Genomic DNA, 13,695 nt, shown 5'->3' on the forward strand with positions numbered 1-13,695 from the left:
TTACTATATACTTATAATTCCCAGGGTTATTATTAATATTACAAAATTATAAATAAAGGAAGCAGCTATAATATAGATTTTAAAGTATTCTATGTTTGTTGGATTACCATATATGATAAAATATATTTACTGTTAAGAAGTGCGAGGTAACTAACATGAAAAAAGAAATTAAAATATCTATAAGAAGTTTAGTTGAATTTATAATGAAAAGTGGAAGTATTGATAATAGATATGTAGGATCAGTTAAAGCTATTGAAGGAATAAAAGGTCATCAAAAAGTTCAAAACTCATATGGAGAAAATTATACTGCAGAAGTTCATTTAAAACACAGTTTCACATATGAAGATATAGATATTAACGTTGAAGGAAGAGCAGATGGAATATTAGTTGAAAATGAAAAAACAATAATAGATGAAATAAAGACTACAACAAAAGATCTTCTTTTAATAGATGAAGATTTTAACCCATTACACTGGGCACAAGCAAAGTGTTACGGGTACATTTATTGTTTTCAAAATTATTTAGAAGATATAGATATACAAATAACTTATTATAATATAGAGACTAAGGCAACTAGAATATTAAGAAAAACATATAAATTTGAAGAATTAAAAGAATTTTTCTATTGGCTTATTGATGAATATAAACATTGGGCTCAAATAGAAAAAAATTGGATAAATAAAAGAAATGGATCTATAAAAAACTTAACATTTCCTTTTGAAAATTATAGACCAGGTCAAAGAGAGTTAGCAGTAAGGGTATACAAAAGTATAACTGACAATAAAAAATGTTTTGCTCAAGCTCCAACTGGTACAGGAAAAACTATATCGACATTATTTCCATCTATTAAGGCAATGGGAGAAGAACATACTTCAAAAATATTTTATCTTACAGCCAAAACAATAACTAGGGAAGTAGCACAAAGCAGTATTTCTTTAATGAGAAAACAAAATTTAGATATAAAATCTGTAACTATTACAGCAAAAGAAAAGATTTGTAAGATGGATGAAGCTAATTGTAATCCAGATTATTGCCATTATGCTGACGGATATTACGATAGGATAAATGATGCTCTAAAGGAAATTTTAATAAAATATGACGACTATAGTAGAGAAAATATAGATAAAATTAGCGAAGAATATAATCTTTGTCCATTTGAATTATCACTAGATCTTACTTTATCATCTGATGTAATAATATGTGATTATAATTATGTTTTTGATCCAAGGGTTTATCTAAGAAGATTCTTTGATGTAAAAATCACTGATTATACTTTTTTAATAGATGAAGCTCATAATCTTGTAGATAGAGCAAGAGAAATGTATTCTTCTACTATAATTCAAGAAAAGTTAATAAAAATAAAAAAACTTTTAGGAAAAAAAGATAAAAGACTTGCTAAAGCTATAAATGAAGTGAATTTGTATTTTAAAGAAAAATTAAAAGTATTAAATTTATTAGATGAAAAATATTTATTAGAAGATGAACAACCAATAGAATTATATAATTTATTAGATGCTTTTTTAAAAACTGCAGATGAATATTTAAGTAATAGCAATGAAGAAAATGATGAGTTAATGGATTTGTATTTTGATATTAATAGCTTTTTATCCATATCAGAGTTTTATGATGAAAATTATGTAACACTTTATGAAGATGATTTTGGAGGATTAAGTATAAAACTTTATTGTGTAAATCCATCTAAAGTTATAGTAGATAAAATGAAAAAAGCAAAGTCTACTATAATATTTTCTGCAACTCTTATTCCAATGGATTATTTCAAGGATATGTATGGTTCGGGAGATACTGATTACATTGTTAGTTTAAGAAGTCCTTTTGATATAAAAAACAGGTTACTTATGATAGGAGACAACATAGCTACAACTTATTCAAAAAGAAGTGAAACTAGTGATGAAATAGTAAAATATATAGAAAATTGTGTACAATCTAAAAAAGGGAATTATATGGTTTTCTTCCCATCTTACAAGTATATGGAACTTGTATTTGAAAAGATGAGAGAAACTTACCCAGATATAAATTTAGTGATACAAGAAAGTAATATGAGTGAAGAAGCTAAAGAAGAGTTTTTGTCTATGTTCGATGAAGAAAACAAAGAGACTCATTTGGGATTTTGTGTACTTGGAGGACATTTTTCTGAGGGAATAGATTTGACAAATGACAAGCTTATAGGGGTTATAATTGTTGGGGTAGGTATGCCACAAATAGGAATAGACAGGGATATAATAAAAAATTATTTAAATGAAGAAAATAAGGGATTTGATTATGCTTATGTATATCCTGGTATGATAAAGGTACTTCAAGCAGCAGGACGATGTATAAGAAGTGATGAAGACAAAGGAATAATATTATTATTAGATAATAGGTATTCACAAAGAAGATATCAAAGTTTATTTCCTTATGAATGGTTCCCAAATATTAGAGTGAGAAAAAGTGAAGATGTTAAAGAAGAATGCAACAAATTTTGGAATAAGTAAAAATATATTAATAATGTATAAAAGAATTATATATAGAGAGAATAATAGAAAATAATAGAGCCAATTAAAAAATAAAGGGGTGAAAATTATGAGTTCTTTTAAAGGGTTATATACGTTATCAACTGTATCTAGTATGTATAATATAGATCAAGGTGATTTAAGCCAAAATATAGGTGGAAAGTTTGTTGATAATATAGATGTAAAAAAATTCGGTGAAACTTGGCTTATAACAGAAGAAGCTTTATTAAGAGAATTTGGATTTATACCTTTATTTGATCATAATACACATGAAGATAGAGGTTTTAAGTAAAGAATATAAGTAGCTAAATCTTAAAACTTTTAAAAGTATATTTCAAAAAGGTTGTGTCCAAATGGATACAACCTTTTTTTATTAATATAAAACCTTTTGTATTTATAAATCAATTCTCTCTAATATTTGAATAAAACTCAAAAGAACCTCCAGGAACTTGTTTTGTAGCATACATAGCTTTATCGGCAAAATCCATAAGAGTTTCTATATTAGTTGAATCATCTGGATAAATGGATACACCAATACTTAAATTTATATTTATTTCTATATCATCTAATTTTAATGGTGCCTTAAGTTGTTCCATAATTCTTCTTATAAGTACAGTGCAATTTTCATGACTACTTATATAAGGCTGGACTATTACAAATTCATCTCCGCCAAGTCTTGCAATAAAATCTGCCTGTCTAATGGTATTTTCAACGATTTGGGCAGCGTTTTTAAGTGCAATATCTCCAACGCTATGTCCATATGTATCGTTAATTTTCTTAAAGTTATCAATATCAAATAGCATTATCGCAAACTTAAAATTTCTTCTATTAGCATGTTTTAATATTAAATTAAGATGATTCATAAGGTGATTTCTGTTTGGTATATCAGTTAGTGAGTCATAGTTTGCAAGATATATTATTTTTTCTTCTTCTATTTTTCTTTCAGATATATCTCTAACAATGTGAATTCGTAATCTATCTTCATCTATTATTACGCTTTTAACACTAACTTCAACAGGAAAACAACTTCCATCTTTTTTGACATGTTCAGATTCGAAGGTAAGACCATTTTTATCCGCTTCCTTCATTTGTTTTTCAAACAAGTCCTGAGATGAGGGGTCTCGTACATCTTTAACATTCAATTTAGTTAGTTCGCTTAAAGAATATCCGTATTTTAAGACAGCGCTTATATTAGCATCAATTATATTACCGTTGGTATCTGCATAGAAAATAATATCGTGTGCATTATCAAATAAAAGTTGATGTTTTTTTGTTATCTCATTAGCTTTCTTCAAATTAGTTATGTCAGTTAAAAAAACAACAAATTTATTTTTTATTGGGCTAAATACACGAACCTTAAAATACTTATCAAGTTGCTCATTATAACTCTCAAAATCAGTAGGTATTTCTGATACTGAAATATTCTTATATATATCAATCCAGAACTTACTCAAATGAGGGAAAATATTTGATGCTGTTTTTCCAACAATAGATTCTTTAATAAGTCCAGTAATATCTGCAAAAGCATTGTTAATTTCTAAAAATTTATAGTCAATAAGGTCACTGTTGTCGTCAAAAATTAGCTCATGAAAGGCAACCCCTTCGTTTATTGAATTAAAGAAAGAATCGAGATAGTTGTTACAATCCTTCCCACAAATACAATCTTTCCACATATAGACAACTTCTCCTCTTATAAAATATTAGATAAAATCATGTACAATATATTCCTATTATATATGATTTTATATTATTAATGTATATTAATCAAATGCCATAAATATACAAAATAGTAAGTTGTTTTCAGTTGATAATCATTTCAATATACTGTAATATATACATCATAGACGATGCACATTAAAAACTTAATTATAATATGGGAGCGTAAAGGTTTCGACGGGGAGTTGTACCTTATAGCTGCGAGTCGTGTTACTCTGGGTCACGTAAAAACTGGGGAACAAAAACAAACGCAAACGATAATTTAGCAATAGCAGCCTAATAGTGCTGCTCGTTCTACCTATCCAGCCCGTGGGATAGAATAGGGCGTCGACTAAACGGGAAACTATCTTCAGGATGCCTTGACTAAAGATAGAATAATTAAGGCTAGGATAACATAAAGCTTGCTACTAGGCGTTATGTTATGCGAAATTAAAATTAGTAGATACACTCGTAGACGTTATTTGGGAAAGCTTTTCGGACAGGGGTTCGACTCCCCTCGTTTCCACCATTAAACCACGAAAAGATATTATCATAAAATTATGATAATATCTTTTTTTGTTATTAAAAAGATTGTAACAATATAGAGATTCAAATCATATTATTTAATAACTGCAATATAAATTAATTTATATTGTAGTTATTAAATAATATGAGGGGTGTAAGTATGGAAAATTTTAGAACAGGAGCACAGAAAGGTCACAAGCATCACAAAAAAAGTGGAAAGTCATGTAGTAAATCATGTAGTGAATCATGTAGTAAATCATGTAGTGAATCATGTAGTGAATCATGTAGTAAATCATGTAGTGAATCATGTAGTGAATCACATAAAGGTCACAATAATTATAAAAAACATGGACAATCAGGAAAGTCATGTAGTAAATCATGTAGTAAGTCACATGGCGAAAAAAGTAAGTCGTGTAGTAAATCATGGGGTAAGTCATGTAGTAAGTCACATGGCAAAAAAAGTAAGTCATGTAGTAAATCACATGGCGAAAAAAGTAAGTCATGTAGTAAATCATGTAGTAAGTAATACAGTAAATCATATTACAAATCAGACAAGCCATATAAAAAATCATGTAAAAATCTTATAGTAAATCAAGTAAGAAATACAGTAGACCACATAGCAAATCACATAGTTAGAGTGGATAGTATTTCTTAAAAAAATAAATAGGCAAAGAGATTAATAATATGGACAAATATTATAGAATTAAAGAAAAAGTAAAAGGATATTCAGTAATAAGAATAATAGGAGAAGGGCGATATGGTATCGCGTATTTGGGAACAAATGATAAATCAGAAAAATGTATAATAAAACAATTAAAGAAAAATATGATTAAAGAAACTAGAGAAAAATTATTTTATGAGGAGCAAATACTAAAAAGCTTAAATGATCCTAAGTTTCCAAAATTTATAGCAAAGTTTAAAGATAAATATAGACAAGGATATATATTAGAATATATAGAAGGCAGAGATTTTGAAGACGTATTAGGTGAAGATGGATATGAATTTAGTAAAGAGGAGATTTATAAAGTTGGGAGCCAACTTTTAGAAATTGTGGATTTGTTGCACAAAAATAATATAATCCACAGAGATATCAGGCTACCTAATGTAATATTAAAGGAAAACAAAGAACTGGCTTTAATTGATTTTGGTTTGGCTAGATATATAGATAATGAAAGATATGTAAAAGAGATGGATTATTGGTATATAGGAGATTTTCTAATCCACTTATATTATTCATCTTACAAAGAAACTGATGAATCAGAAAGACCTTGGTATGAAGAACTTGATTTAAAGGAAGAAGAAAAAAAATTTCTCAAAAAACTAATGGGAATAGATGATAGTTATAAAAATATTGAAGAAATAAAAAGTGATCTTGAAAAAATCAAAAATATAAGTTGATTTTAACATTAATAAACCATGCCGTTTCGAGGTTAGCCTCAAAATAGCATGGTTTATATTTTAATAGGGAAATAGATTAAATTAAGGAGGCATATTGTGGCAAATACAAATAGGATATTAAAAATATATCTAGATAGCTTTAGAACTAATCTATACGCTATTGATTCTTTTAGAATAATTGGCTTAATAGATGTAAGTATTGAATATTATTATGGAATGGAAAAAGTAACGTTACCTTTTTATAGATTATCAGGAACTAATAGCGGAAAAATTAAAGGATTATGGTACCTTATTGTTGGAATAAAGACTTACATTGGAAAATTTACATAATTTAGAGAAAATTTAAATTTCATTTTAACAAATTCTACAAAAAAGGGGCATTGCAGTAGAAGGTTGGCTTGCTAAATCTATATTTTTTTATGTTTATTTAAATAACTTACTTTATTATTAATAGCTTCTTCATAGAATTCATTATTCATTTCTATTCCTGTAGCCTCTGACTTATAAAAGTGATTTGTGTAAAAAATAAGTCGCCCTTTACCACATCCGAAGTCAACAATAAATATTATGAACCTTAAATTAAATACTGAGAATTTTTTACTATTTTAAAGAGTTAAAGGATATTTAATATACCCCCAATTACACCCCAACTACAAAACTGTAATATAAAAAAATGTAAAAGAAAATGAAATAAAATTATAAAAATACTAGCATATAACTAGGTTGTAATGATATTTATAAATATATAAATACTATATAATAGACTCCCCTCGTTTCCACCATTAAAACCCACGAATTAGGTATTGACTAAATAGTCAATACCTTTTTTTATATCTAAGGAACTTGTACTATTCAAAATATTTAATACAAATATACAATGTAACCATATTTTGCTAAAATAAAGAAGGAATTATTTAAAAATTTTATACAGGAGGAACTACTGGAAATGCTTATAAAGATAAGTAAAATTATAGTTGGAATGTTAGTAACGGTATTATGTTTTACGGCCATAGGAATTAAAAATGGTAATTATGAATTAACTTCATATGCAGCTACAAATGATTGGAGCAATCACTGGGCGAAAAACCAAATACAACAATTCATAGAAAAAGGGTACATAGGTGGATACAGTGATGGAACATTTAAACCTAATAACTCAATAACAAGAGCTGAATTCATAACAATATTTAATAAGGCATTTGAGTTAAAAACAACAAGTGGAAAAGTATTTAATGATACAAAAACCCATTGGGCAAAAAATGAAATAGATAAAGCAGTAACTAATGGAGTATGTAATGGTAAAACAGCAACAGAATTTAAACCAAACGATCCAATAACAAGAGAAGAAGCCGCTGTAATGATATCAAATTATAAAAAGGGTACAGATGCAAGTTACGATAAGATATATACCTATTATGATGGTGGTCAAATATCAAGTTGGGCTATAAGCTCAGTAGAAGGACTAATAGAAAAAGGATATATAGGTGGATATAGCGATGACACATTTAGACCAAAAGATAAAATAACAAGGGCGGAAGCAGTAGTAACAATTAATCGTGTAGTATCAAATATACCTCTACCACCAAGAACGGCACCTTTTGTAATACCGCAATCAGGCCCTGTAGTTGATAAGATAGTGGGAAATGTTAGAAAAACTGTAGGAAATAATTTTGAGTATTATGATCCTAATCAAAATTATTTAATATTTCATGATAATGGTGATGTGATTGAGATATCTGTGCGTTATGAAGTATTTATGAATCCAGAGGGACTTCAAAATCTTCAAACTATTATAAATCATTATGCCGGAAGTGCTGCATGGACTTGGGTATATGATAGAGTTATAGTAAATCCAAAGGGTGGTGTAGAACAAAAGACTTTCAATGGTAAATTGATAAATATGATAGTTGACAGTCGTACGTTAATAGAAATAGAAAAATAACAAAAAAATTTTAGGATGAAAATCGTGGGTATTATTTCCGCGATTCGCCTCCACCATTGAAACCCACGAAAAAGATATTGACTAAAGAGTCAATATTTTTTTATTTAGAATAGATATGAACGAACCATACCATAAGTAAGAATCACGTATTTAAAATATCACTAATTAATAAATTGGTAATATTTTACTTTTTTCCACAAACAAAATAGATTTATTATGGTACCATATAAATAGGAGGGGATTAAAAATGAATAAAAAAATAACAAGTTTAGTATTAGCAGGGTTAATTACGGTGTCTATATATGCACCAAGTTATGCAAATGACACTACACAAGAAAATACGACAAACAATGTAAAAGTACAACAATTAACAGTAAATTTAAGTGATATACAAGGTCACTGGGCAGAAACTCAAATACAAAAATTTGTAAATGCAGGATATATATCAGGTTATGAAGATGGAACTTTTAAACCTAACAAAGAAATAACAAGAGCAGAGTTTGTAAAATTAGTAAACAAAGTATTTGACTATGATTTAATAAACGAAAATACAACCCTTAAATACAAAGACGTAAAAACTGGACAATGGTTCTACAAGGATATATTAATAGCTAATGATAGACATTATGTAAAAGGTTACGAGGACAATACATTTAGACCAAATAATAGTATGAAAAGAGAAGAATCTGCCAAAATAATTTCTAATATAGAAGACATGAAAGATGACAATATAGATAAAATACCAAATTACAAGGATTCTCAAAATGTATCAAATTGGTCTGAATCATATGTTGAATATTGCTTAGAAAGAGAATTTATAGGAGGGGATGAAAACAACAACATCGATCCGAAAGGCAATATGACAAGAGCAGAAGCAGTGGTTATTTTAGATAGAGTAAAAAATGGTGGAAAGAAACTATCAGCTACTGAGCCAAGAGGGGATATAGCATATGAAGTAATTTCAAAGATGGAAGGTACAGAAGTAAGGCACGAAGAAACTACAGAAGGCAACTATGATGTGGTAAGATTTAAAAATACCGAAACATTTTTCAATAATTATAGTGGAAGATATATGTATTTTGAAGGTGTAGATACACAATTGTTCTTTCGCTCATCAGGTGATAAAGGAGTTGAAGAAAGCTTAGAGCAAATGATAGGAGATAAAGAAGAAGCTAACAGATTTTGGGATGCAGAAAACAAAAATGATTCAAAAGGTATACGATTCACACAAGGGATTTTTGCAGGTAGAAAAGTAGATTTAAGAGAAACAAAACTTGGTACAGCGGACCTTAGAGTATATATGCCAGAAAAATAAACTAACAAAAAAACGCTCCGTAGAGTAAGATACGGAGAACCGTACCATAAGTAGCAGCGGTTTTTAGAGTTTTTGGTTCTATACATGCTCGTATGGAAATAATTGAAAAGAAAATTGGAAGCTACAAGTTAACGAAAAGCTTAAAAGTATATAAAGTCATTTTTAGGGGAGGAGTCTTCAGAGCAGGACTCCTCTCCTTTTATATTTGAGATAGAAATATCAGGACTTAAAGCAAATATTAAGTAAAAAAGTTAAAGAATAATCAAAAACCTATATGTAATGTTATTTTTCTATTTGGCTTTTAGTAGCCTCGCTAAATAAGATTTAGTAAAGACTTGGCGTATGTTGCGAATTAACATAATTAAAATCTTATTTTAAATATATGCTGCTCTATAAATTGATTGAGTTTTCGGATAAAATTTTGTAGAGTATAAAATTTCCATAATGTTCAGATGCAAATGCGGGATTGGTCATGGCTGTAAATTTTATAGGGCCATTACTAATTTTATGGCATTAATTTCATTTTAAGGCATGCAGAAGTTTTATTGCCGCCTTTTTATTTAACAAAACAAACTAAATGATAAAAATAGAAGGATTTCACTATAAAGTGAAGAAATAAAGCATAAATAGCTTGAATTAAATATGGTTGTATTAATATGCTATTGGACACACCGATTTAAAATAGAGGGGTGAAGATAATTAAAAAGAAGAATCTTATCATAACAGTAATCGTTGTGATGGTACTGATTATTACTAGCAGCAGCCTTGTGAGTTATGCAAGAACTACTGATCCGGTGGATGCCGAAAGGACAGCCTGGCTGGAGAGTAATCTAATAGCTCACAGGGGCATACACGACAACCAGACTTATCCTGAGAACTCAATATCCTCATTCGCTAAAGCAATTGAAAAGGGTTGTCCTATCGAGCTGGATGTTTCCTTGACAAAAGATGGCCAGGTGGTTGTATTCCATGACAAAAAGCTCAAGAGAATCTTTGGGAACGACATCTGGCTTAAGGATATAACCTACGAAGAACTCTCAAAATATACCTTTGAAAACACTGTCGAGACAGTCCCACTGTTCAGCGAAGTGCTTGCCTTTGTTGGCGGCCGCGTGCCACTGCTCATAGAAATCAAGAACGAGGGGGACGTCGGTGTTCTCGAGAGTGCGGTATATGACCAACTCAGGGCCTACAAAGGGGAGTTCGCAATCCAATCCTTCAATCCGTTCTCATTAAAATGGTTCAGGGACAACGCACCTGGAGTGCTGCGCGGACAGCTTTCAGGCAGCTTCATCGTAACCGACTATGAGACCGAATATCAGGGCACCACTCGCCTTCCATGGTATAAGTCATTCCTGCTATCAAACCTTCTCTTTAATTTCGAAGGCAGACCGAATTTCATTGCCTACGAGACCGAAAATGTTGGAACTGGTACCCTTGAAAGTCTGAAGAAGCTTGATGTACCGGTTCTAGGATGGACCATCGACAGCCAGCAGGAATATGACATCGTTAAGCCATATTTCGACAACTTCATATGTAACACAATTGAAATAAGAAGATGAACAGTCAAGTGAATCAGTTTATTGTAGAATATACAACAAAAATAAATGTTACTTAACATGTTTAAATCTAAAATACAGAAATTCACAGTGAAATTAAATAAGTTTTCGCATTAAGACTTAATACCAAGTAGGTTGTATCCAAATGGATGCAACCTATTTTATTGTTCAGATATTCCTCAAAATGGCGATAATAATTTAAGGTAAGATAAAGAATGATAGTTCAAGAATATAGTTTGTTAAAATGGTAAAATCTATATTTAATTGAAAAGATTAATAATTCTTATATTTTAATAAGCCAATATACTAAGTAATATAATAATATTGTATCTAAGGAAAAGGTATGCTACAATCTAAATAATTACGACAAAACAAAGGAAATATCGACAAATATGTAAAAAATTCTATTTAAATGATTATAGTATAACACCTAAAAGATACTCAGTTATTTTCATTGCTCCAGGAGGATTTAATATATGTTACATCAAGATTATCACAAAGAACCATATTACATTATTGATTCTAAAAAAAGATGTATTGAACTAGGTATGAAACCGGATGAACCAAGATTGCCGAAGAATATTATGTCGGAATTAAGGTTGTCAGAAAAGAAAGAAGCCTATAAAGAAATTTTAGATGTTGTAAAATTTTTTAGTAAGAAAATAATTAAATCACTAGAAGGTACTCCTATATTAATAGTTATTTCAGATGAAAATGGATATCTACTAGATACTCTCGGAGACGAAACCATAAGATCAACAATAGCTCAACTTGGAATTAAGCCAGGCATTCAATTTAGTGAAGATGATATGGGTACAAATGTAGTTAGCTTGACACTTAAACAAAATCATCCAATACAGTTAATAGGAAGCAATCATTATCATACATTTTTGCATGATAGTGCTTGTTATGGAGTGCCATTTCATTATACAGATGATAATAACCTGCTAGGTAGTATATGTATTATGACAGCTGTTATACTTCATAATCCGTTTTTCTTAATGACATTAACCACTGTTGTCGATGCTATAGAACGTGAATTATTATTAAGAAAACAAAATCATAAACTCAATATAATGAACCAAATAATGCTAACTAAAACTAGAAATGCAATTATTGTAACAGATGAAAGTGGAGTAGTAGTAGAGTATAATGAATTTGCTGAGAAAATATCAGGATTTAAATCTGAAGAAATTATAGGAAAAAGCATTTATGATTCTCCAATAACAGGTAAGTTTTTTAAAGATGTTATATGCAATTACAAATGTTATGAAAATGTTGAGATGAAATTTAAAAACAACAAGGGTGAAGAGTATGTTTGCCTTGTTGACATGCAATCTATTAATGATGAAAATATGAATTTGATAGGTGCTTTTGGTCAGTTTAGGGACATTACAGAAAGATATTTGGCAGAAGAAAAATATAATTATTTGGCATATCATGATGAGTTGACGGGGCTACCAAATAGAAGGTACTTTAAAGAGATATTAAATAACTACATCAACTCTTATTCTAGTAAATCAGAAGATATGTCACTGATATTTCTAGATTTAGATAAGCTAAAGATGATTAATGATACATTTGGTCACTCAAAGGGTGATTTACTAATAAAAGAGTCTGCAAATATAATAAAAGAATGCTTAAATAAAAATGATTATGTCTGTCGAATGGGCGGAGACGAATTTGTACTAGTATGTTTCAACATCAAAACCAAAGAACAAGCAAGTGAACTTGCGCAAAGAATTATAAATGCTTTCAATAGAACAATCGAAGTTGATAGTCAACAATTTCATATAACAACAAGTATGGGTATTTTGTTGTATCATGAAAATCCTGTAGATTTTGAAAATTGCTTAATTTATGCTGATAATGCTATGTATAAAGCAAAAGCTAATGGAAGAAATTGTTATGTTATCTATGATCCACTCCTTGAAGGGTCTTACAAAGATAAGATAATTCTAAAAATGGACATAGAAAAAGCATTAGAAAACAACGAGTTTATTTTATATTATCAACCACAAGTTGATATAAAGAATGGCAATATAGTTGGTGTTGAGGCTCTAATTAGATGGATACATGAAGAAAAAGGAATGATTTCTCCAAATAAATTTATTCCTATAGCTGAGGAAACAGGATTAATTTCTAAAATTGGTGAATGGGTATTAAGAGAAGCATGCTCTCAAATGAAAAAGTGGCAAAATACTAATTTACCTCCAATGAAAGTAAGTGTGAACTTATCTGCACAACAGTTTCTAAAAAGAGATCTAACTGAGGTTATTAAAAAAGTCTTATCCGAAACTGGGCTTGATCCACAGTACCTAGAGTTAGAGATTACTGAAAGCATGACAATGGAGGTAGATTACGCAATAAAAGTATTAAGAGAATTAAAAGATCTAGGGGTTAAAATTAGTATTGATGATTTTGGGACTGGATACAGTTCATTAAATTACTTAAAAAAATTCTCTATTAACTATCTAAAAATAGATAGATCATTTATCAGGGATATTATAGGCGGTAAAAGCGATGCAAATATAGTTGCCACTATTATTTCTATGGCACACAATCTTGGCTTAAAAGTTGTAGCTGAAGGTGTTGAAGATAAAAAACAGTTGAGATTTTTACAATCGTACAATTGTGATTTTGTACAAGGTTATTTTTTTAGTAGACCTATACCACCAGAACTTTTCGAGAAGGAATTTCATCATTTACAAAATGAATTCAAATATATATATATTAATTGACATAAGGGGA

10 protein-coding genes and 1 other RNA gene are annotated in these 13,695 nt (G+C 29.4%); 10 read left to right on the forward strand and 1 reads right to left on the reverse strand.

Annotation, left to right across the window (positions count from 1 at the left end; all coding sequences use genetic code 11):
• Positions 1 to 155: 155 nt before the first annotated feature.
• Together ACUSRV_RS03725 and ACUSRV_RS03730 are read left to right on the forward strand one after the other, a co-directional pair.
• Entirely contained in the window at positions 156 to 2,492 is a 2,337-nt protein-coding gene (locus tag ACUSRV_RS03725) for an ATP-dependent DNA helicase (RefSeq protein WP_490140580.1), read from the forward strand.
• A gap of 88 nt (positions 2,493 to 2,580) precedes the next feature.
• Positions 2,581 to 2,802, forward strand: a complete 222-nt coding sequence (locus tag ACUSRV_RS03730; RefSeq protein WP_490140581.1) for a hypothetical protein — start codon at positions 2,581 to 2,583, stop codon at positions 2,800 to 2,802.
• 109 nt (positions 2,803 to 2,911) lie between these two features.
• Here the strand turns inward: ACUSRV_RS03730 and ACUSRV_RS03735 are convergent, their stop codons facing one another.
• A complete protein-coding gene (locus ACUSRV_RS03735; RefSeq protein ID WP_490140582.1) occupies positions 2,912 to 4,183 on the reverse strand; it encodes a PAS domain-containing protein in 1,272 nt (423 codons plus the stop codon).
• A gap of 202 nt (positions 4,184 to 4,385) precedes the next feature.
• Here ACUSRV_RS03735 and ssrA point away from each other — a divergent pair.
• The 8 genes from ssrA to ACUSRV_RS03775 all read left to right on the forward strand — a co-directional run bounded on the left by ssrA (position 4,386) and on the right by ACUSRV_RS03775 (position 13,685).
• Positions 4,386 to 4,734, forward strand: a transfer-messenger RNA (tmRNA) gene (gene ssrA / locus ACUSRV_RS03740).
• 156 nt (positions 4,735 to 4,890) lie between these two features.
• Positions 4,891 to 5,256, forward strand: coding sequence for a hypothetical protein (locus ACUSRV_RS03745; protein WP_490140583.1), 366 nt, complete (start codon positions 4,891 to 4,893; stop codon positions 5,254 to 5,256).
• 158 nt (positions 5,257 to 5,414) lie between these two features.
• A complete protein-coding gene (locus tag ACUSRV_RS03750) occupies positions 5,415 to 6,128 on the forward strand; it encodes a protein kinase family protein (protein ID WP_490140584.1) in 714 nt (237 codons plus the stop codon).
• Between the two features lie 96 nt (positions 6,129 to 6,224).
• Complete coding sequence (locus ACUSRV_RS03755) at positions 6,225 to 6,458, forward strand: hypothetical protein (protein ID WP_490140585.1); 234 nt, start codon at positions 6,225 to 6,227, stop codon at positions 6,456 to 6,458.
• Positions 6,459 to 7,074: 616 nt separating this feature from the next.
• On the forward strand, positions 7,075 to 8,070 hold the full coding sequence (locus ACUSRV_RS03760; RefSeq protein ID WP_490140586.1) for an S-layer homology domain-containing protein: 996 nt from the start codon (positions 7,075 to 7,077) through the stop codon (positions 8,068 to 8,070).
• 247 nt (positions 8,071 to 8,317) lie between these two features.
• The gene (locus tag ACUSRV_RS03765; protein WP_490140587.1) at positions 8,318 to 9,385 is read left to right on the forward strand and encodes an S-layer homology domain-containing protein; all 1,068 of its coding nucleotides are present in this window, start codon (positions 8,318 to 8,320) and stop codon (positions 9,383 to 9,385) included.
• 689 nt (positions 9,386 to 10,074) lie between these two features.
• Positions 10,075 to 10,947, forward strand: a complete 873-nt coding sequence (locus tag ACUSRV_RS03770) for a glycerophosphodiester phosphodiesterase family protein (RefSeq protein WP_490140588.1) — start codon at positions 10,075 to 10,077, stop codon at positions 10,945 to 10,947.
• Positions 10,948 to 11,420: 473 nt separating this feature from the next.
• Positions 11,421 to 13,685, forward strand: coding sequence for an EAL domain-containing protein (locus tag ACUSRV_RS03775; RefSeq protein WP_490140589.1), 2,265 nt, complete (start codon positions 11,421 to 11,423; stop codon positions 13,683 to 13,685).
• Positions 13,686 to 13,695: the final 10 nt, after the last annotated feature.

It is taken from the genome of Sporacetigenium sp. TC11 (assembly GCF_058146105.1).